The following is a 20,295-nucleotide window of genomic DNA, read 5'->3' on the forward strand; positions in this document are numbered from 1 at the left end:
TAATCATAATTACCTCCTTGGTCTTAGAGATAATTATATCTTATTGCTCTGAATTATACATTCTTAAAAGATCAAGTTCTTACATACCTATTGTATCGTTTATAACTCTATACGATTTAGATTTAATATATTAATAATTTACACTGTATAGTTTCTATATATACCAATAAATACCTTGTTATTAATATATATTTATAAAAAAATAATAGATATAACTATCTACTATTTTTAGTGATTTTAAAATATTCAATTATAACTCAATAAGGGCAAATAAATTATCATATTTAGCAATTAATCTTCTTATATCTTGTTTATCATTAATATCATGATTATCTAAATCTTTAATCATTTTTTCTATGGATACATCTATAAAATTATAATCGATAAATATAGTTTTCATGTAATTATTACTTTTTAAATTCTTGGTTTTACAAGTCTTTATTGTAATCCTACTAAATATTTTTTTCAATTTACTATTTGTTAATCCATCTAAATTAATCTCATTTATATAGCATATCCATTGTTTGTATTTTTGTTTTATTTCTTCTACCTTCTTCTCATAATGAATTATTTTATCTAATTCGTTTCTTATATCATCTAATTGCTCTTTATGTTTTTCATTCAATCTATGATATTGTTCTTCATGCATTTTCCCTTCAATATATATACTAAAACATTTATCCACGGTATCGTCTAATTCAAGTTCTTGTTTTTTTATCGTATTTACTCTTTCCTCACTAATATCATAACTATGATAAATACTCAAATAAATTTCTAATAAGCATTTCATATCAGTATTTTTAAGTTTTAAAATCATTTCCTTTATTTTATCTATCATATTATCTTTAATTACCATATTTCTATGCTCACATCTATTTACACCATACATATCATTTATAGCACAAGCCCATTCATATCCTAATTGATTTGATGTACCATCTTTTCTCACATAAGCTTTTCTTTTTCTTCTTTTTAATGAATTTTCACAATACAATAAGGTGGATAATAAGTGTTTGTTACTATGTATTGTGGAATTTTTACTCATTTTTCTTCTTTTAATCTTCTCTAATTGTACATTATTAATGATTTTTAATTTTTCATTTTCATATATATTCCATTCTTCTTTAGGCTTTGCTTTTACTGTACCTCTATTAATATCATCGCTTTCTTTTTTATGTGTTATTATTTTTCCTATATATATTTTTTATTTTCTAATATTCTTGATATTTGTGCTCGACTCCATTTAATCCCTTTTTTTGTTGGAATTTCCTTATCATTTAAATATCTTGCAATTTTTCCGATTCCGCAACCTTCATTATAGTACAATCTATAGATTAACTGTACAATTTTTGCCTCTTTTTCATTGATTTTTAAATACTTATTCTCTACATCATAACCATAAGGTGCAATTGTAGTCCAACCCCCATATTTATGAAGGCTTCTTAAGCAACGCTTTACTGCCTGTGATTTACAATAATAAGTCTTTCTTTTATATGTTCTTTATTCATCAAATCAAAATATTGAAATTTCTCCTTCTCACTTTCTATATCTTCTAGATTTAATTCATCCTTTCTGTACTTGGTTATTTGATCTATCATATATTTTAATGAACCTTTATAATAGGTAATACGTTTAGGATAGGCTGTACCTATTTTCTTTTCCCAATCTTTTTTTATAAATTTATTAATTGTATCTCCTGGTTTTGCTGTAATTATTAAATGTGTATGAGCTTCTACTTTTATATTTAAATTAATAGCATTTGAATTTTTTGTAAATATATTTCTAAATATAGGTTTTGGTCTCCCTCCTTTAGATTTTGTAGTATATTGTTTTATACATAAATTACCACCACGCTCTGATATACCAATTTTTAAGTTATATGACCAGCTATTTTTTCTCCCCCTGCTTTTTTCAATCTCTTTATAAATAAGTTAACTTGCTTAATCATCTCTTCTAAAGTTATTCTTTTATGACCTTTCAATGTAATAAAATAATCCTTACATTCTCTTTTACTGATATCAACCACTCCTTAGTTCTTTAAAATTATTTCTATCATTTGGTTTATCTATTATATTTTTACTTCTTTTATTGCTTTCTGTTTTTCCTTATATGTCATATTTTCAAATCTTAAATTAAACCCTAATCATCCCTCACGGTCTTCTGTTAAATTCATATCTACGTTTTTATACCTCATTCCTCTAATGAATTTATTTATTAACATATAATGAAATTTATCGATTATTTAAGTAATTTTTTTAAATTCTATAAATATAAAAGCCAACCGCAGGAATATTCCTTACAGTTGGCTTTAACTTAATGTATTTTTTACATTTTTATTTAAAAATAATTATAATTCTTTTTAGCTAGAATATAAACGAACCCCTCATCCTCTATAGACAAAACTAACGCTATTGTTGTTAAAATATCATTCATAAATGTATTGCCTATAAAGATTATATATATAGCTCCTATAAAAATTAAGATAACTATAACTATATTAAAACGTTTCTTAAACTTTATCATATGTTTATTAGCTTTGATATGATGTCCATTTCTTTGTTTTCCAATTTTATTATGTACTTTTTCCATCTTTTTATATGCTTTTATATATATATTTATTATTACAAACACTAGAGCAATAACATTTATAGATGATAGAACTTTATTAGTTATATCTGTATTCTTCGTTATGAATTCTAAATATATTCTAATAATAATTAACGCAACCATAATCAGCATCGCAAGACATACTCTCTTTTTATTCTCCAACCATTTCACCTACGTTTACAACATTCTCTTCAATACACTTTTCAACTAATTCTCGTACAGAAGATAGCATGTTTGATATATAATCATGCATTTGGTTGATATTTAAGTTAAAAGTCTCTCCTTCAAGAGAAATTCCATTATAATAATATAATTCGTTGTCTTCATCTATATAAAAAGTTCCATATACATTATCTGTATTTAATTCATTTATAATCTCCAGTAATTTTACCTTTATATCTGCTTTAATACCCATTATGCAATAAGTATATATTCCCATAACTTCATCATTATTATCAATGTTTATTCTAAATGGAAAATTAACTTCATCATCAAATGTTAGATTACATAAGTAATTTATATGATGATTATTATGTTTTTTCTCATATTTAATTTTTAGCTCATCAAGTATATTTTCAATGAAATACATTTATTACACCCCTATATAATTACGAATTTAAGAATCCTTTTAAATTTTGTATGTTTTCTATATTTTTATCATCAAATACAACTATTTCAGCCATTCTAGGCTGAATTTTTATTAGCATATCATCATTTTTTAAAAAATATAATTTCGCTGCTGCTTTCTTTTTGCTTAGTCCAAATGTCAAAGCAAGATTTTCTATAAATTTATCATAAAATCCAAATCTAAATTTTGGTTTTATACATATTGATCTATACATAATATTATTCCTCCAACAGCAACTGTATTTTTTAATCTATTATTTTTATACCTAAAATTTATTTAATAAATTTAATCTTCTTGTGAAAAATAATCTTCCTTTAATTGATATTCAGGCATGAGATCTCTATAATACTCATCTATATTATAAAATGACTGCACATTATTACCAGTTAAACAACCCTTCTTATGATTTTCACAAAACTCTTTATAATCATCCTTTTCTTTTTCATTTCCTTCAATATCAATAATTTTCCCTAAACTTTCAATATATCCTTTTGGAACTGTTCTATTAAATTCCTCAACAAGTTCTTCTCCAACAGCATCACGTTTATCTTGTAGAGACCCAATTTTAGCTTCATACTTTACAAACTTTTTTCTTTTTTTCTCATAGCTTTTACTAAATAATCCACCAGACATATCATACCTCACATTATTTAAAGTGTTAGTACTTATTTTTGTCTTAATTATACATAAATTTTCTTCATATGTCAACTTTTGTATAATAATGTAAAGTTTATAAGTTCATTGGAATTTAGTATTTTCTATAATAGATTTTATATTGTAAGTCACATATAATTACCTTTTATATAAGTATATTATTAATGTTATTCTTTAAATGACACAAATACAAAAAAGTAAATAAATATTTTTACTTTATAATTCTATTTTTATTATAAAACTCCTTTTTATACTCTAATTATTTACTTTTATTTAAGTTTTTATCTACAATATGTTTAATTATAATATATGAAAACAAAGCTTGATTATGTATTATAATTTAAACATGTTATGATTTCCTGCTGCTGCTATTTCCATGGCTCTTTTAACAAAATAGTTTCCTTTTATATCTGAAAAATCCAATCTATACTTCTCCTTTTTAATCAGGTTTCCTTCCTTAACATATCTTTTAATCTCTGTATTGCCAATCAAAAAATCTATAACCTGTCTCAGATTATCTACAGGATATATCTCAACTCCATCTATATAAGATGCTTCCTTTAAATTCTGAGATGGCAAAAACACTCTCTTAATATTGTTAGATTTTGCATTTATTATTATAGGTAATATGCCTCTAACTTTTTTCAATTTTCCATCAAGAGCTAGTTCTCCTAAAAATAAAGTTTGGCTCATATAATCTTCATTTGATTCATATAAGCTGTTTAGTATTCCAACTGCCATAGCAAGATCAAAATAAGGTCCTTCCTTTCTTATATCCGCAGGTGATAGATTAATAACTATCCTAGAATTCAAAAAATCATATCCCGAATTAAGTATTGCAGACTTTATTCTCTCCTTAGCCTCCTTAATAGATGTATCAGGAAGACCTATTATATTAAATACCGGTAACCCCTTGGTTATATCCACCTCAACATCTACTATAAATCCATCTATTCCTATTAAACAAGCACTCTTTATCTTACAAAACACATAAACACCACCCTTAGTTAGCACAAAACGCATTCTCTATATGATTGATATTATTGTTTCTTAAATACACCTCTATAACATCAAAACCTATATCCATATTACTTATATTCTTATACTTAATATATTGAGTCGCAGTAGATATTATCTTCTTCTGCTTTTTATAATTTACAGCCTCACATGGATATCCATATCTAATAGAATTTCTTGATTTAACCTCTACAAACAAAAGCTTATTACCTTTAAAAGCTATCAAATCTATCTCACCAATTTTCGTTCTATAGTTTTTCTCAAGTATATGAAAGTTATTTTTTATCAAATAATTGCAGGCGATCTTTTCTCCTAAACTTCCTTTTTCCTTGTTATTCATAATTTCCTCCACATAAAAATACCCATAATCTTTTATTTAGATTATGGGTATTAAAAGTTAAATTTATACTATTTAATTTTAGAATCTATGTCAGATATGAATATCAAAATTTCTGCAACAGCCTCATAAAGCTCTTGTGGTATTTCTTGTCCTAATTCTAAGTATTCCAGCTGTTTTGCAAGTTTTTCATCCTTGTATATAGGTATATTATTTTCTTTAGCGGTTTCTAATATCTTATCTGCAACCTTACCCTTTCCCTTACCTATAAGTTTTGGAGCATCATCTTTATCTATATTATATTTTAATGCTGTAGCTATTTTTATTCCCTTATTTAAATTCATATCATCACACCCACATATTAAAATTAGAAAACTTATTGTTGATATACTCAATATTGTTTAATATTGGCTCGTTCTCAGTTTTTATCTTGTAGTTTATATTTATATTATTTATTCCTATACTCTTTAGTACACCTATTAACTTTTTCTCATTTTTCACAAACATATCCTTTGTTTTTTCATCTTTCAATCCAAAGACTATATTCAAATCCTCATTATAGTAGTTTAACATAGTATCTATTCTGTTTAAATTATGAGTATCTAAGGATATAAGTATGCTTATAGATTTTTTATTATTTTTTTTATCCTTTGTTTGTTCAGATAAAAGTATTTCAGCTAAGTTTTTGTACTCTTTGTATTCAAAAGGAATTTGAAAATACATGTATTCATTTGATATATCATTTAAAAGTTCAAGCTTTTGATTTACCTCATGAAATTCTCCCTTAAGACTCTTTCCTATATTTATTTCATTTTGAATATTTAAAGTTTTAACCAGAGAGTCCATATTCTCCTTTATTTTCTCAACATCAACTTTTTTGTCTGTATTTAAATTCTGTACTATACTTTTTATTATCTTCTTTATATCTTCTTTAGGTGAATCTTCAGTTTTAATCACTTCTTTTTCCGTATCTAGTTTAGGCATTTCTTCTTTTACATTTTGAAGTTTGTTTTCTTGGGTATTTTCTTGAGTATTTTTAACTACTTCGTTATCCGAACTTACATTTTCATCCAATATATTTTTTATTTCCTTTAATATATTATCTAAGTTTTCTCCTTTTAAAAGAGAATCTAATGTCTTCATATTATCTATATTTATTTCAAACTTGTTTTTAAATAAAAAAAGTATATTTTTCTCTTTAGAGCCTATATTCTTTAAATCTTTTAAAAAATCAAGTATATTCTTACCCTCTTTATTTATATATATATCTTTTACTATTTCTTTCATTTCTTTGCTTTCTATATTCTCTATATTCTTGTTTAATATCTCAACTTCTTCTTTTGTAAGTCTTGATAATATATTAAATGAACCTATATTGTCTTTTATAATCTTTAGATTGTTAACATTAACAGGAATATTTTGCTTTATCATCTCTTTTATAAGCGATTTGTTTTCTTCGTTATTAGGTAGCTTAAGATCACTTATCAAATTATTTATCTTAGCATCTAGCTCTTTTTCAAGAGCTGTTCCCTCTATTTGTGGCTGAAGAACTATATTTTTATCACTATTTAAAACTTTAAAGTTAATCTGTTCTCCAAGCAAATTTTCAAGAGGAATATTACTATTTGCCATGAACTCTTTACCATTTTGGAGAAGGATTTTTACTGCATTAGATTTAACATCTAATATTTTTCCTGTTACTGATTCATTATTTTTCACAGCATCATTTATCTGTTTGTTTCCCTTAGCACCTATAGTTCTTAAATTAAAATCACTATATCCCGAAATTCTCATATTAGTCTCCGTTTATAAAATAGATTTAAGAAAGGATCTTCTATGAATAGGCGTTATCCCATGAGTTTCTATAGCCTCATAATGTTGTTTTGTTCCATATCCTTTATGCTTTGAAAATCCATACTCACTATATTTATCGTCATATTCATACATAAGTTTATCCCTAGTTACTTTAGCTAAAATACTAGCTGCTGCTATTGATATAGATTTACTATCCCCTTTTATTATACCTTTTTGATGTATATCTATATTAGGTATAGTAACTGCATCTATTAATAAGCAGTCTGGTTTATTCTTTAAATTATTTATAGCTTTTTTCATAGCAAGATATGTAGCATTTAATATATTAATATCATCTATCTTATCATTATCAACTATTCCTATACCATAATCTAATGCTTCATTTTTTATTGTTTCAAATAATTCATTTCTCTTTTCTTCACTAAGTTTTTTAGAATCATCTATATACTTTATATCTACATCCTTATCAAATACAACAACAGCTGCAACAACAGGTCCAGCCAAAGGTCCTCTTCCAGCTTCATCTATTCCCCCTATATAAGTATATCCCTTTTCATAAAAAGATCTTTCAAATTCCTGTATTCTATATATTCGCTCTTCTTCTTTTCTTAAAGCATCTAGTTTTTTAGATAATTTAATCGCTATCTTTTGAACAGATTTTCTCTCGTCCTTACTCAAAATATCTACATACTTCATATACTCATTTTCATCTATATTATTTACAAACTCATTTATATCCTTTACTTTCATATTCTCAAACACATTTTTTCCCCCTTTTTATTCTTAATAAAATTTAAGTTTATATTGCTTATCAATCTATGAATAATTAATTTTAATCATTGTATAAAAATAGAGAAAGAATTAATTCTTTCTCTAGCTTATTTTTCAAAATCCGAAGGCACTTCTAAAGTCATTTTTCCTGTTTTACCTTCTCTGAATTCATTTAGAACTATCTTTGCAACTCTTGTATAATCTATTTCTTTACGTGCCATTAAACATCCTCTTTTAACTCCTATCATCTCCATAGTTTCAAGAGGGGTTTGACCTAATTCTTCTAGCTTATATCTTTCTTTTAAGTTCTCAGGATATATATGTTCAAGCTTTTCTATAAATCTTAAAGCCAAGGTCTCTATATCTAGTATCTCATCCTTTATAGCTCTAGTAAATGCTAGATTCATAGCTACATTTTCATCTTCAAATCTTGGCCAAAGTATTCCAGGTGTATCTAAAAGTTCTAAATCTCCCTTTAATTTAACCCATTGATTACCTTTTGTAACTCCAGGTCTATCTCCAGTTTGAGTACTTTTTCTTTTGGCAAGCTTGTTTATAAGTGTTGATTTACCTACATTTGGAACTCCAACTATCATAAGTCTAATAGCTCTTTCTTTTCTTCCTTTTTTGACTAAAGCTTCCATCTTTTCTCTCATTACTTCTCTACATTCTTGTATTATCTTATCTACACCTTTTCCAGATATTGTATTTACAGGTATAGCTTTAATACCTTTTGATTCATAATATTCTTGCCATATTTTTATCTTACTCGGATCTGCCATATCAAACTTGTTTAAGACTACAACCTTAGGCTTACCCTTTATTATATTATCTACATCTGGATTTTTACTACTAAATGGAATTCTACTATCTAATAACTCTACTACTACATCTATTAGTTTCAAATTCTTTTGTAATGACTCTTTAGTTTTTTTCATATGTCCAGGATACCAGTTTATATTCATTCTATTATCCATATTTTCCATATTATCACATCCATCTTATTATTATAATCTCTGTATATATTAAAAGGGACTGCAAAACAGTCCCATTAAATTACTTAGCTTCTTTAATTTTAGCTTTCTTTCCAACTCTTTCACGAATGTAGTAGATCTTAGATCTTCTAACTTTACCTTTTCTAACTACTTCAATTTTTTCGATTTTTGGAGAGTGAACAGGTAATACCTTTTCAACTCCTACACCAAAAGATATTTTTCTTACAGTGAAAGTTTCTCTAGCTCCTCCACCTTGTCTTTTGATAACTACTCCTTCAAACATTTGAACTCTTTCTCTTTTACCCTCTTTGATCTTGATGTGTACTTTTACAGTATCACCAGTTCCAAATGCAGGTATTTCTTTCTTAAGTTGTTCTTGCTCAATAGCTCTTAATATATCCATCTTTCTTCCTCCTAATCATAGACGTTCTTAATATTCTTTATAACAGAGGACCGCCCGTTGTTTTCAACCATTAAATTTTATCATTTTTTTTTATTATTTACAATAGTTTTTTATTTTTTTCGTATATATTTCTTATCTTTATCTGTTAATACAGCTTTTTTCATCAAATCAGGCCTTTTTTGTATCGTTATATCTATAGATTGCTCTCTTCTCCACTGATCTATATTTTTATGATTTCCCGATAATAATACTTTAGGAACTCTTAGATCCATAAATTCTCTAGGTCTTGTGTAGTGAGGGTATTCAAGTAAATTGTCTTTGAACGATTCTTCTTCAAAAGATTCATCCTGTCCTAAAACACCAGATATTAGTCTCGATATAGAGTCTATTAGTATGAGTGCTGGAAGCTCTCCTCCTGTTAAAACATAATCCCCTATAGATATCTCATGAGTTACTATAAGATCTATTATTCTTTGATCTACGCCCTCATAATGTCCACATAAAAGTATTATATCATTGTCAACAGAAAACTTCTCAGCCATTTCTTGCTTATATACCTTTCCTTTCGGAGTTAAGTATATAACCTTTGGATTTTTTATATTAAATTTTTCTATTATATGCATATAAGTATCGTATATAGGCTGAGGTGTCATGACCATACCTGCTCCTCCACCAAATGGATAATCATCTACTTTTTTATGCTTATTATTCGAAAAATCCCTTATATTATAAAGATTTATTTCTATTAAGCCTTTTTCACTAGCTCTTTTCATTATACTCTCATTTATATAAGACTCAAATATTTGAGGGAATAATGTCATTACATGAATTCTCATTATAACATTCCTTCGATTGGGTCTATTATCATTTTTTTATCTTCAATACTAAGTTCAGGAACGAATTTTTTAATAGCTGGAATTAATATTTCTTTGTTTTCATCATTCTTTATTAGATAAACATCATTAGCTCCAGTTTGTAATACTTCATCTAAAACTCCAACGTACTCTCCATCTACTGTATATGCTTTTATACCTATTAAATCAGATATAAAGTATTCATCCTCTTCAAGTTCTCTAGCATTCTCTCTTGGTATTTTAAGATATTTTTTTACAAGCTTTTCAGCATCATTAATACTATCTATTCCTTTTATCTTTAAAATCACTACATTTCCTTTATATCTTACCTTTTCTATTTCATACTTAGTTTTAGTATCGTCCGAAATATATACCCAATCTATTTCCTCAAATCTCTCTTTGTAATCAGTTAATGGATATACTCTCATATCACCTTTTAAACCTTGAACTTTTACTATTTGTCCAATATTAAAGTATTCTATCATTATTTTTACCTACCTTTTTTTTATAATGAGTAGGAAATTATATTCCTATTTAAATTATGGATAAGTATAATTTCTGTTACGAATTTTAAGCAACAGAGTCTGTAAAGAATCGTTGGCGCCATGCAATTTAAAAAAAGTATACCTTTAAAATCTTCAAAGAAGGACTTTTTTATTATGCACAAAAAGGACTAGGGTTAACCCTAATCCTTTTATTGAACAATTTCAACACTAACTTGTTTATTCTGCTTAATAGCTGCAGATTTAACTAAGGTTCTAATAGCTTTAGCTATTCTACCTTGTTTCCCTATAACCTTACCCATGTCTTCTTGGGCAACTCTAAGTTCTATGATTATAGAGTGTGTTCCTTCTGTCTCTTTAACAACAACTTCATCAGGGTTATCAACTAGAGATTTAGCTATCTTCTCGACCAATTCTCTCATGATACCACCTCCTATTTAGAAGGATATCTATTCCATAATTCCGTTTTTCTTAAATAAAGACTTAACAGTATCAGTTGGTTGAGCACCATCGTTTAACCATTTAGAAGCTCTCTCATCATTTATTTTGATTTGCTTTGGTTGAGAAATTGGATTGTAGTATCCGATTTCTTCGATGAACTTACCATCTCTCGGAGAACGAGAATCAGCAACAACTATTCTATAAAAAGGTTTCTTGTTAGCACCCATTCTTTTTAATCTTATCTTAACTGCCATGTATTTCACCTCCCTTAAAATTTATAATTTATTTCCAAAGAAAGGAAGTTTCATTTTTCCTCCCTTTTTCATACTCTTTTCTAAATTTCCAAATTGCTTCATCATTTTTTTAGTCTGCTCAAACTGTTTTACCAGTCTGTTAACCTCATGTACCTTAGTTCCGCTACCATTTGCAATCCTTCTTCTTCTACTTGCATTTAAAATTGATGGATCTTTTCTTTCTTTTTTGGTCATCGACTTTATGATAGCTTCTATTCTACGAATTTCTTTATCATCAAAGCTTATGTTCTTTAGCTCTTTTGATCCACTCATTCCAGGAATCATTTCCATTATCTTATTCAAAGGCCCTAACTTCTTTACTTGTTCCATTTGAGTTAAAAAATCTTCAAAATCAAATTCCTGATTCTTAATCTTAGCTTCTAATTCCTTAGCTTTTTTTACATCTATAGCTTGTTCAGCTTTTTCTATTAATGATAGGACATCTCCCATTCCAAGAATTCTAGATGCCATTCTATCAGGATGAAACGCTTCTAAATCATCAAGTTTTTCTCCCATACCTATAAATTTTATAGGCTTTCTCGTAACAGATCTTACCGAAAGCGCTGCTCCACCTCTAGTATCTCCATCTAGTTTAGTAAGAACAACTCCATCTATGCCTAATGCTTCATTGAAGTTTTCTGCAACATTTACAGCATCTTGGCCTGTCATAGAATCTATAACCAATAGTATCTCATGAGGTTTGACCTCAGCTTTTATATTCTTCAATTCATCCATTAAAAGTTCATCTATGTGAAGTCTACCAGCAGTATCTATAATAACAACATCATTATTATGACTTAGTGCATGGTTAATTCCTTCTTTTGCTATATTAACAGGACTTTCTTTATCTCCCATTGAAAACACAGGTATTTCAAGTTGATTACCTACAACTTGTAGCTGTTTAATAGCTGCTGGTCTATATACGTCACAAGCTACTAATAAAGGCTTTTTACCTTGTTTCTTAAGTAATCCTCCTAGTTTTCCTCCAGTAGTAGTTTTACCTGCTCCTTGAAGTCCAACTAACATTATTACAGTAGGAGGCTTTGATGCAAAGCTTATTTTACTTTGAACATTTCCCATTAAATCTGTAAGTTCTTCATTAACTATCTTTATTACATGCTGCCCTGGAGTTAAGCTTTCCATTACCTCTTGACCTACGGCTCTTTCTTTAACTTTATTTACAAACTCTTTTACAACCTTAAAGTTAACATCGGCCTCAAGAAGTGCAAGTTTTACCTCTCTCATAGCATCTTTAACATCTTTTTCATTCAATTTACCCTTGCTTTTTAATTTCCCAAGAGTATTTTGAAGTTTCTCTGCTAATCCTTCAAAAATCATCTCAACAACTCCCTACAAATTTCTTCTAAATTTTCAATCTTAGGGACTAAACCATTAAAATTATTATCAACTTTAATTTCTTCTTTTATATCAACAACTTTTTCATACAAGCTTTCCATTAGCTTATTTCTTTTATTGAATTTTTCTACGAGATTTAATTTTTTTTCGTAATCCTGTAAAATTTTTTCAGCTCTTTTTAAAGTGTCATAAACCCCTTGTCTTGAAATTTCAAGATTTTCGCTAATCTCACCTAATGAATAATCCTCATAGTAGTATAGATTGACTGCTTCTCTTTGTTTTTCAGTTAAAAGTTCTTTATAAAAATCGAATAAAATACCCATCTCTATGACTTTATTTAATTCCATATCAACACTTCCTAAAGAATTATAAGTGTAAAGCTTGTCGCCTTTACAGATGTATTTTATATCAGATAATCTATCTTGTCAATAATTTTATTAATTTTCGTCACCAAATAATGCTTTTACAAAATCTTTTGAGTTAAAATCTTGAAGATCTTCCATTTGTTCTCCAACTCCTATAAGTTTAACAGGTACATTAAGTTCTGATTTAACTGCAAGTACAACTCCACCTTTTGCAGTTCCATCAAGTTTTGTAAGTACTATACCAGTTATGTTAGCAGCCTCTTTAAACACCTTTGCCTGAGAGATTGCATTTTGACCAGTTGTAGCATCTACTACAAGTAAAACTTCTTTACTAGCTTGAGGATATTCTCTATCTACAATTTTAAATACCTTTCCTAATTCATTCATAAGATTTTTCTTATTGTGAAGTCTACCAGCTGTATCACAAATTAACACATCTGCCTTTCTAGATTTTGCTGCAGCTATTGCATCAAATATTACAGCTCCAGGATCTGATCCCTCTGAGTGCTTTATCATATCCACTCCAACTCTATTCGCCCAAACTTCTAATTGGTCAATGGCTGCTGCTCTAAATGTATCTCCTGCTGCTAATAATACATTTTTTCCTTCTTTCTTAAATCTATTAGCCATTTTCCCTATAGTAGTAGTCTTTCCTACTCCATTAACGCCTACAACTAATATAATAGCTGGAGATGGTTCTATGTTAAGAACTGATTGTTCATCACCTAACATATCAGAAAGTATTTCCTTAAGTTCTTCTCTAACATGTATTGCCTCAGTTATTTTTTTACTTTTAACTCTATCTTTAAGCTGCTCTACAATATCCATTGTAGTATTAACACCTACATCTGATGTTATAAGTATTTCTTCTAAATCTTCAAATAGTTCTTCATCGATCTTTACATATGATTTTAATAGTTGATCCACTCTATCCGTTATACCTTTTTTTGTTTTAGACAACCCATCTTTAAGTCTTGAGAATAAGCTTACCTTAGTTTCTTCCTTAACTTCTTCTTGTTCTTCTTTAACTTCTTCTTTAATTTCTTCTAATTTTTCCTCTATTACTTCTTCTAAATCTTGTTCTACGTATTCGTCAACACTTATTTCATCTACTTGAAGCTCTTCTTTAACTTCCTCTTTAGATTTTTCTATTTCCTGTTCAATTTCTTGAATTTCTTGTTCAATTTCTTGCTCTTCAATTTCTTGTTCTATCTCCTGCTCTTGAATCTCTTGTTCTATTTGCTGATCTTTTTTCTTAAACTTATCAAATATCTTTTTAAACATAATTTACCTCCTAGCTCGCATTTTCATTAGTTAATTCTTGTGCTTGTTCTAGTTTTAAACTTATTACTTTAGATATCGCCTTTTGTTCCATAGTAACACCATATATATAATCTGATACCTGCATAGTTCCTCTTCTATGAGTTATAGCTATAAACTGAGTATCTTTAGCTAAATCTCTTAAAAATTCTCCGTATCTATATATATTAGCATCATCAAGAGGTGCTTCAATCTCATCTAAGACACAAAACGGTGTAGGTCTTGTACTTATTATGCTAAATAATATCGCTATTGCTGTTAATGCTTTTTCTCCTCCAGATAAAAGATTTATATTTTTAAGCTTTTTACCAGGAGGTTGCGCTATTATTTCTATGTCACTTTGTAAAATATTAGATGGATCTACTATCTTAAGTTCTCCATAACCTCCACCGAATAGCTTTTTATAAATAACCATATAGTACTCGTTTATCTTCTCAAAGTTAACACTAAATTCACTTCTCATATTAGCTTCAAGGTCTACTATTAATTTTTCTATTGATTCTATAGATTTTTCGAGATCTTTCTTTTGTTCCTCATAAAAATCATGTCTCTCTTTTACTTCTTTGTACTCCTTTATAGAATCCAAATTTACATTTCCAATTCTCTTTATTTGATTTTTTAGATTTTCTATGTTTTTCTTATCTATTTCTAGTTCCTCATTTTTCAACTGTATAGCATCTTTAAATGTAAGCTCATATTCTTCCCATAATTTGTTAAAATAATTATCTTGGCTAAGTTCAAGCTTGTCTATTTTTGATTCTATCTTATACATACTTTCTTTTAATTGGATATAATTTTCTTCTTTTGTTTTAAAATCTTCTTTTTTATCTTTTATCTCTTTTAGTATATTTAATTTATCATTTTTGTGGTCTTCATACTTTTTATTAATATCTATCATCTGCTCATTTAATTCTTGTTTTTCAACTTTTATTAAAATCTTCTTTTCGCTTACATTTTGCTCTTCTAGTTCTGCAGTTTTTATTTCTTTTTCTTTTATAGATATATTGTTTGTCAAATCACTTATATAATCTTTATTAATTTGAATTTGATTTTGATTATTTTCATATATTTGAGTGTATTTAGCTATTTCAAGCTTTACCTCGTTTAAAATTTTTATATCGGCTTCATATTTTTGCTTGTATTCTTGTTTTTTAATATCTAGATCCTTTATAGTTTGCTCTATTTGAGATGTTTTGATATCGATTTCTTTTATTTCTTCGTTTAATTTATTTATCAATTCATTTGTATACAAAAGATTGTCATTAAAACCAAATTCTTCTTTTTCTAATTTAGTTTTTGTCTGTTCTATTAAGTTTATATCTTCTTTCATATTATTAATATCTGAATTGATTTTAAAGATTATTTTTTCCTTTTCTTGTATAGATACTTCTAACTTCGATATATTATTTCTATTTGTTTCTGATTCTTTTTCTATGTTAGCTTTATTTTCTAATAGATTTTGTGTTTCTACTTTTTCTTTTTCTATATTTGCTTTAAATTCTTCTATTATCCTTTTTCTAGACAATAGGTTATTGACTGATTTCACACTACCACCAGTTAATGATCCTCCTGAATTGAATACATCTCCTTTTAGTGTTACTATCCTATACTTATAGTTAGTAATTTTACCAAGTTTTATAGCACAGTCTATATCATCTACCAATATAGTTCTTCCAAGTATATTTTCTATTATATTCTTGAATTCATCCTCAAACTTTACTATATCACTTGCAATTCCTAGTAATCCATCTATCTTAGGTATTTCATTTAGATTTACCTTTCTAGACTTTATTATATTCATAGGTAAAAATGTTACTCTTCCAAGATTTCCTTGCTTTAAATATGCAATAGCTTGTTTTGCACTGTATTCATCTTTTGTAATTACATTTTGAAGAGATGATCCCATGGCCACTTCAACAGCAACCTCATACTCTTTATCTACCTTTATAACCTCTGCTACTGCACCCTTAATTCCAGGAATATTTTTATTTTTAAGTACCTCTTTTACTCCTCTATAAAAGCCTTCATACCTATTTTCCATATCAACATACACATTTAACTTAGACTTATATTCATTTATTTTAAGTTTTTTATTATTAATACTAGATTCAATATTTTTAAGATTTAAAATAGATGAGTTCAAATTATTTATCGCTTCATTTTTATTCAATTTCAAGTTTTGAACAATATCTTTATTCTCTTTTTCAATTTTTAAATCATTTTGTAATTGAGATTTTTTTTCTTCAATCTGTAAGCTTATCTCATCTATATTTTGTCTAACTTCTACTTTTCTATCTTGTATATTTTCAACATTGGTATTTAAACTTGAAAGTCTTATATTTTTATTGTTTTTTTCATCTAATAAATTTATTGCATTATTTTTTAAATTTTCAGTTTTTTGCTCTATAGAATTTAGTTCAACCATACCTTTATCTGTGCTTCCTTGAACCTCTTCCTTACTTTCATTTAGATTTTCAAGATTTAAAAACAGTTTATCATTATCATCAATTAAAGAGTTTAGCTCTTCTTCTTTTTGAATCTTTTTTAATTTTAATTCCGACAGTTCTTTTTCATTTCTCTTCTTGTTAGTCTGTATATTATTAATTTTTTCATCTATCAAATTCAAGTCTGCTATCTTTTTATCTATACTCACCTGAATTTGATGTATACACTCACTAGATTCTGTTATTTTAATCTCTAATCCAGACAATCTTTTTTCTATATCAACAAGTTCTGCTTCTTTACTTTCCTTTGTTCTTTCTAAATCTTCAAGTTGCTCTAACAGTATCTTGCTATGATTGTTTATTTCTTTTAACTCAACATCTAATGTTTCTATTTCCCTTATATAAGAGTTTACTTGAAGTACTTTAAGCTCATCAGTAAGCTTTATGTATTTTAACGACTTTTCTTTTTGTACCTCTAAAGGTTTCAATTGATTCTCTATTTCATAAAAAACATCATTTATTCTCTCTAAATTTTCTTTTGTATTTTTAAGATTTTTTTCTCCTTCTTGCTTTTTATATCTGTATTTAGATATACCGCAAGCCTCATCAAACACTTTTCTTCTATTATTTATATTATTTCCCAGTATTTCATCAATTTTACCTTGTTCTATTATAGAATATCCTTCTCTCCCTATTCCAGTATCAAGAAGCAATTCTTTGACATCTTTTAACCTACAATTTTTATTATTTATATAAAATTCACTTTCTCCAGATCTATACGCTCTTCTCTTTATGCTAACCTCACTGTAATCAATATTTATTATATTTTCACTATTATCTATAATAAGAGATACCTCACAATAGTTCATAGGCTTTTTATTATCAGCACCTATGAATATTACATCTTCAAGCTTATCTCCTCTTAAACTCTTTATGCTTTGTTCTCCAAGAACCCATCTTATAGCATCTAACACATTACTCTTACCGCTTCCATTCGGTCCTACGATAGATGTTATTCCTTTTTCAAATATTATTTCAGTTTTATTAGGAAAGGATTTAAAGCCCTTTAATTCCAACCTCTTTAAATACAAAAAAATCCCCCCAATTAAATGTTATATATATTGTATAAATTCTTGTATATTTCATTTAAGCTTATCTTGTTTAAAACTCCATTATACTCAAAAGAAAACTTATTTATAGCTAAATTTTCTTCTTTAACAGACATTTTCACATTGTATCTTTCATATAAGTATATTATATTACTTTTTTTATTTCCAACTATTTTTGATATATTCTTTTTATTTACATAAACAGTGATAGATTTTTTTATATCCTCACTTTTTATTACATTCTCTATATAGTCTCTATATATTCTAGCTTCAATAAGTTCTCTAAGAGATGGATGATGAGGTCCGCATACAACATCTTTTCCAAGCGATATATCCTCTGTAGTTTGAAGACCTACTCTTATTACCTTTATATTTTCTAATTGAAACTTTATTAAAAGCTTTTTAGATATTTCTATAGTATTATCTAAATCAAATGGACTATATTTATTTTCCTTGTATAACTTTTCAAGACCTGTATCCTTTACTACAAGTGTTGGATATATTCTTACAAAACTAGGTCTTAAATATATAAATTTATCAGCAGTTTGGATGCATTTTTGCTCAGTATCACTAGGAAGTCCTAACATCATTTGAAGTCCAAGTTCAAACCCATATTTTTTTATAAGTTTTACAGCATTTAATACATCTTCTTGACTATGACCCCTTATACTTTGTTCTAATACATCATCATCCATAGATTGAACTCCAAGCTCTATAATACTTACTTTATGTTCTTTTAAGTTATCAAGTATAGCTTCATCTATGCAATCCGGTCTTGTTGAAAGTCTTATATCTTTTATTATCCCTTTATCTACATATTCTCTAGCTACAGACAGTAATTCCTTTTGAATATTCATATCTATAGCAGTAAAGCTTCCTCCAAAAAATGCAACCTCTATATGTAAATCTCCATTCATAGTCTCTAGATATTGTTCTATTATATTTTTAACGTCATTTGCACTAACATCAGTTGATACCCCTGTTATTTTCTTTTGATTACAAAAAATACAATCATGAGGACATCCCTTATGAGGTACAAATACTGGTATTATTCTTCTCTTCATTAACAACCAACTCTCTTTAATGCTTGTTTTGCAGCCATTTGTTCTGCTTCTTTTTTACTTTTGCCTCCACCTTTTCCTAAAATCTCCTCTCCAAGTCTTACCTGAATAATGAACTTTTTATTATGATCTGGTCCAATCTCCTCCATTACATCATAAGTTATTCTCTCATTAGTCTGACTTTGAAGTACCTCTTGAAGATGTGTTTTATAATCTCTAAATATTTTACCTTTTATAGAATCTTGTATTATATCTTGCATATGATTTATTACAAAATTACTAGCAGCTTCAAGTCCACCATCTAAATAAATCGCTCCTATTATTGCCTCAGTAGCATCTGCTAGTATTGATATACGTTCTCTACCGCCTGTTACCTCTTCACCCTTACCTAGTAACAGATATTTTCCAAGTCCAATTCTTTTTGCAAGCTCACTTAAAGATTCCTCACAAACTATATTTGCTCTAATCTTTGTAAGCTCTCCCTCAGGTAAATTCTTATTGTTTTCAAACAAATAATGACTAACTACTATTCCAAGCGCTGAATCGCCTAAAAACTCTATTCTCTCATTATATTGTATATTTCCTTTTTTATTTTCATTTGCATAAGAACTATGTGTTAAAGCCTCTAATAAATATTTTTTGTTTTTAAATGTATATTCAATTTTTTCCTCTAATTCTCTTTCATACTTTCTCATTTGTTTATTAATTATCATCCTATTTATACCTCCTAATTTTGAAGGAACTCTTATCAAATTATAGTTTACTATTTCTCAAGCTATCTTGTAAAGAAATTTAAATAAAAAACGACTGCTAAAAGCAGTCATTTTTTATACAAACTTCTATATTATTCACCACAGTTACAATCGTGATCTTCTCCTGAATGGCAATGACCATCACAACAGTCATCTTCAGCAAATAATATTACTTCTTTGCAGTTAGGGCAAAGAATATCTACATCTTCATCGTATAACAATTCTTCATCTATTTCTACATCTTCTTTACAAGTCGGACACTGGAATTGAACATAACTAAATTCTTCATCCTCATCTAATTCATCTTCATAGATTTCATCTTCTAAATCTTCTAAGTCTTCGTCTATAGTCTCTATGTATTCAGATATTTCATTTTGTTCTTCTTCAATTTCAACTATAGCGTCTGCAAAATCATCTAAAATATCAACGATACTTATCAATAATTTTCCTTCTTTAGTATTTTCGTCAACACCTAATCCATCTGCTAGTCCTTTTAAATAAGCTACTTTCTCATATAAATGTTGCATAATATATACCTCCTTAGAAATTTGTATTTTATTCTATATATGA

Annotated in this window: 26 protein-coding genes; all 26 read right to left on the bottom strand. The window is 27.5% G+C overall.

From position 1 onward, the window contains the following. Positions 1–250 precede the first annotated feature (250 nt). The 26 genes from WJW32_RS05160 to WJW32_RS05280 all read right to left on the bottom strand — a co-directional run bounded on the left by WJW32_RS05160 (position 251) and on the right by WJW32_RS05280 (position 20,252). Positions 251–1,045: a hypothetical protein gene (locus WJW32_RS05160; RefSeq protein ID WP_340255976.1), complete on the bottom strand. Its 795-nt coding sequence runs from the start codon at positions 1,043–1,045 to the stop codon at positions 251–253. A gap of 146 nt (positions 1,046–1,191) precedes the next feature. Then, the gene (locus tag WJW32_RS14900) at positions 1,192–1,410 is read right to left on the bottom strand and encodes a recombinase family protein (RefSeq protein WP_445330214.1); all 219 of its coding nucleotides are present in this window, start codon (positions 1,408–1,410) and stop codon (positions 1,192–1,194) included. 44 nt (positions 1,411–1,454) lie between these two features. Beyond that, positions 1,455–1,598 carry a hypothetical protein gene (locus WJW32_RS05165; RefSeq protein ID WP_340255979.1) on the bottom strand — a complete coding sequence of 48 codons (144 nt, stop codon included), beginning with the start codon at positions 1,596–1,598 and terminating at the stop codon, positions 1,455–1,457. Positions 1,599–1,870: 272 nt separating this feature from the next. Continuing rightward, the gene (locus WJW32_RS05170; protein ID WP_340255982.1) at positions 1,871–2,026 is read right to left on the bottom strand and encodes a hypothetical protein; all 156 of its coding nucleotides are present in this window, start codon (positions 2,024–2,026) and stop codon (positions 1,871–1,873) included. Positions 2,027–2,337: 311 nt separating this feature from the next. After that, complete coding sequence (locus WJW32_RS05175; protein WP_340255985.1) at positions 2,338–2,769, bottom strand: hypothetical protein; 432 nt, start codon at positions 2,767–2,769, stop codon at positions 2,338–2,340. Then, positions 2,759–3,196, bottom strand: a complete 438-nt coding sequence (locus WJW32_RS05180; protein ID WP_340255988.1) for a YbjN domain-containing protein — start codon at positions 3,194–3,196, stop codon at positions 2,759–2,761. The genes WJW32_RS05175 and WJW32_RS05180 overlap by 11 nt, the downstream gene beginning before the upstream one ends. 19 nt (positions 3,197–3,215) lie before the next feature. Beyond that, positions 3,216–3,449, bottom strand: coding sequence for a hypothetical protein (locus WJW32_RS05185; protein WP_340255991.1), 234 nt, complete (start codon positions 3,447–3,449; stop codon positions 3,216–3,218). 71 nt (positions 3,450–3,520) lie between these two features. After that, a complete protein-coding gene (locus tag WJW32_RS05190; protein WP_340255994.1) occupies positions 3,521–3,868 on the bottom strand; it encodes a hypothetical protein in 348 nt (115 codons plus the stop codon). Between the two features lie 354 nt (positions 3,869–4,222). Beyond that, a complete protein-coding gene (locus tag WJW32_RS05195) occupies positions 4,223–4,879 on the bottom strand; it encodes a magnesium chelatase domain-containing protein (protein WP_340255997.1) in 657 nt (218 codons plus the stop codon). 13 nt (positions 4,880–4,892) lie between these two features. After that, complete coding sequence (locus tag WJW32_RS05200) at positions 4,893–5,246, bottom strand: YraN family protein (RefSeq protein WP_340256000.1); 354 nt, start codon at positions 5,244–5,246, stop codon at positions 4,893–4,895. Positions 5,247–5,314: 68 nt separating this feature from the next. Beyond that, on the bottom strand, positions 5,315–5,587 hold the full coding sequence (locus WJW32_RS05205) for an EscU/YscU/HrcU family type III secretion system export apparatus switch protein (protein WP_340256003.1): 273 nt from the start codon (positions 5,585–5,587) through the stop codon (positions 5,315–5,317). Positions 5,588–5,591: 4 nt separating this feature from the next. Then, a complete protein-coding gene (locus tag WJW32_RS05210) occupies positions 5,592–7,037 on the bottom strand; it encodes a hypothetical protein (protein ID WP_340256006.1) in 1,446 nt (481 codons plus the stop codon). A 12-nt stretch (positions 7,038–7,049) separates the two neighbouring features. Further along, a complete protein-coding gene (locus WJW32_RS05215) occupies positions 7,050–7,808 on the bottom strand; it encodes a ribonuclease HII (RefSeq protein ID WP_340256362.1) in 759 nt (252 codons plus the stop codon). A gap of 128 nt (positions 7,809–7,936) precedes the next feature. Next, positions 7,937–8,815 carry a ribosome biogenesis GTPase YlqF gene (gene ylqF, locus WJW32_RS05220; RefSeq protein ID WP_445330211.1) on the bottom strand — a complete coding sequence of 293 codons (879 nt, stop codon included), beginning with the start codon at positions 8,813–8,815 and terminating at the stop codon, positions 7,937–7,939. A 70-nt stretch (positions 8,816–8,885) separates the two neighbouring features. After that, the gene (rplS, locus tag WJW32_RS05225; RefSeq protein WP_340256009.1) at positions 8,886–9,227 is read right to left on the bottom strand and encodes a 50S ribosomal protein L19; all 342 of its coding nucleotides are present in this window, start codon (positions 9,225–9,227) and stop codon (positions 8,886–8,888) included. 110 nt (positions 9,228–9,337) lie between these two features. Beyond that, on the bottom strand, positions 9,338–10,063 hold the full coding sequence (gene trmD, locus WJW32_RS05230; RefSeq protein WP_340256012.1) for a tRNA (guanosine(37)-N1)-methyltransferase TrmD: 726 nt from the start codon (positions 10,061–10,063) through the stop codon (positions 9,338–9,340). Continuing rightward, the gene (gene rimM, locus WJW32_RS05235) at positions 10,063–10,566 is read right to left on the bottom strand and encodes a ribosome maturation factor RimM (protein ID WP_340256015.1); all 504 of its coding nucleotides are present in this window, start codon (positions 10,564–10,566) and stop codon (positions 10,063–10,065) included. The genes trmD and rimM overlap by 1 nt, the downstream gene beginning before the upstream one ends. 209 nt (positions 10,567–10,775) lie before the next feature. Further along, positions 10,776–11,006 (bottom strand): KH domain-containing protein, encoded by a 231-nt coding sequence (locus WJW32_RS05240; RefSeq protein WP_248483677.1) that lies wholly within the window; start codon positions 11,004–11,006, stop codon positions 10,776–10,778. 27 nt (positions 11,007–11,033) lie between these two features. After that, positions 11,034–11,279 carry a 30S ribosomal protein S16 gene (rpsP, locus tag WJW32_RS05245; protein WP_340256025.1) on the bottom strand — a complete coding sequence of 82 codons (246 nt, stop codon included), beginning with the start codon at positions 11,277–11,279 and terminating at the stop codon, positions 11,034–11,036. Between the two features lie 21 nt (positions 11,280–11,300). After that, a complete protein-coding gene (gene ffh / locus WJW32_RS05250; RefSeq protein WP_340256028.1) occupies positions 11,301–12,656 on the bottom strand; it encodes a signal recognition particle protein in 1,356 nt (451 codons plus the stop codon). Then, the gene (ylxM, locus tag WJW32_RS05255; RefSeq protein ID WP_277730890.1) at positions 12,653–13,021 is read right to left on the bottom strand and encodes a YlxM family DNA-binding protein; all 369 of its coding nucleotides are present in this window, start codon (positions 13,019–13,021) and stop codon (positions 12,653–12,655) included. The genes ffh and ylxM overlap by 4 nt, the downstream gene beginning before the upstream one ends. 90 nt (positions 13,022–13,111) lie before the next feature. Further along, positions 13,112–14,323 carry a signal recognition particle-docking protein FtsY gene (ftsY, locus tag WJW32_RS05260; protein ID WP_340256032.1) on the bottom strand — a complete coding sequence of 404 codons (1,212 nt, stop codon included), beginning with the start codon at positions 14,321–14,323 and terminating at the stop codon, positions 13,112–13,114. A gap of 10 nt (positions 14,324–14,333) precedes the next feature. After that, the gene (gene smc, locus WJW32_RS05265) at positions 14,334–17,894 is read right to left on the bottom strand and encodes a chromosome segregation protein SMC (RefSeq protein WP_340256035.1); all 3,561 of its coding nucleotides are present in this window, start codon (positions 17,892–17,894) and stop codon (positions 14,334–14,336) included. A gap of 14 nt (positions 17,895–17,908) precedes the next feature. Beyond that, entirely contained in the window at positions 17,909–18,976 is a 1,068-nt protein-coding gene (locus WJW32_RS05270) for an elongator complex protein 3 (RefSeq protein WP_340256038.1), read from the bottom strand. Further along, positions 18,976–19,686, bottom strand: coding sequence for a ribonuclease III (gene rnc, locus WJW32_RS05275; protein WP_340256041.1), 711 nt, complete (start codon positions 19,684–19,686; stop codon positions 18,976–18,978). Before rnc ends, WJW32_RS05270 begins: the two co-directional genes overlap by 1 nt. Positions 19,687–19,817: 131 nt before the next feature. Then, complete coding sequence (locus tag WJW32_RS05280; protein WP_277730895.1) at positions 19,818–20,252, bottom strand: CD1247 N-terminal domain-containing protein; 435 nt, start codon at positions 20,250–20,252, stop codon at positions 19,818–19,820. Positions 20,253–20,295 lie beyond the last annotated feature (43 nt).

The organism is Tepidibacter sp. Z1-5 (assembly GCF_037844525.1).
Lineage (GTDB): Bacteria > Bacillota > Clostridia > Peptostreptococcales > Peptostreptococcaceae > Tepidibacter_A.

Coding starts and splice junctions, on each gene's coding strand:
- WJW32_RS05160 (WP_340255976.1), bottom strand. CDS start 1,045: ATGAGTAAAAATTCCACAATACATAGTAACAAACACTTATTATCCACC.
- WJW32_RS05165 (WP_340255979.1), bottom strand. CDS start 1,598: ATGATAGATCAAATAACCAAGTACAGAAAGGATGAATTAAATCTAGAA.
- WJW32_RS05180 (WP_340255988.1), bottom strand. CDS start 3,196: ATGTATTTCATTGAAAATATACTTGATGAGCTAAAAATTAAATATGAG.
- WJW32_RS05185 (WP_340255991.1), bottom strand. CDS start 3,449: ATGTATAGATCAATATGTATAAAACCAAAATTTAGATTTGGATTTTAT.
- WJW32_RS05190 (WP_340255994.1), bottom strand. CDS start 3,868: ATGTCTGGTGGATTATTTAGTAAAAGCTATGAGAAAAAAAGAAAAAAG.
- WJW32_RS05200 (WP_340256000.1), bottom strand. CDS start 5,246: ATGAATAACAAGGAAAAAGGAAGTTTAGGAGAAAAGATCGCCTGCAAT.
- WJW32_RS05205 (WP_340256003.1), bottom strand. CDS start 5,587: ATGAATTTAAATAAGGGAATAAAAATAGCTACAGCATTAAAATATAAT.
- WJW32_RS05210 (WP_340256006.1), bottom strand. CDS start 7,037: ATGAGAATTTCGGGATATAGTGATTTTAATTTAAGAACTATAGGTGCT.
- WJW32_RS05215 (WP_340256362.1), bottom strand. CDS start 7,808: ATGAAAGTAAAGGATATAAATGAGTTTGTAAATAATATAGATGAAAAT.
- ylqF (WP_445330211.1), bottom strand. CDS start 8,815: ATGGAAAATATGGATAATAGAATGAATATAAACTGGTATCCTGGACAT.
- rplS (WP_340256009.1), bottom strand. CDS start 9,227: ATGGATATATTAAGAGCTATTGAGCAAGAACAACTTAAGAAAGAAATA.
- trmD (WP_340256012.1), bottom strand. CDS start 10,063: ATGAGAATTCATGTAATGACATTATTCCCTCAAATATTTGAGTCTTAT.
- rimM (WP_340256015.1), bottom strand. CDS start 10,566: ATGATAGAATACTTTAATATTGGACAAATAGTAAAAGTTCAAGGTTTA.
- WJW32_RS05240 (WP_248483677.1), bottom strand. CDS start 11,006: ATGAGAGAATTGGTCGAGAAGATAGCTAAATCTCTAGTTGATAACCCT.
- rpsP (WP_340256025.1), bottom strand. CDS start 11,279: ATGGCAGTTAAGATAAGATTAAAAAGAATGGGTGCTAACAAGAAACCT.
- ffh (WP_340256028.1), bottom strand. CDS start 12,656: ATGATTTTTGAAGGATTAGCAGAGAAACTTCAAAATACTCTTGGGAAA.
- ylxM (WP_277730890.1), bottom strand. CDS start 13,021: ATGGAATTAAATAAAGTCATAGAGATGGGTATTTTATTCGATTTTTAT.
- ftsY (WP_340256032.1), bottom strand. CDS start 14,323: ATGTTTAAAAAGATATTTGATAAGTTTAAGAAAAAAGATCAGCAAATA.
- WJW32_RS05270 (WP_340256038.1), bottom strand. CDS start 18,976: ATGAAGAGAAGAATAATACCAGTATTTGTACCTCATAAGGGATGTCCT.
- rnc (WP_340256041.1), bottom strand. CDS start 19,686: ATGATAATTAATAAACAAATGAGAAAGTATGAAAGAGAATTAGAGGAA.
- WJW32_RS05280 (WP_277730895.1), bottom strand. CDS start 20,252: ATGCAACATTTATATGAGAAAGTAGCTTATTTAAAAGGACTAGCAGAT.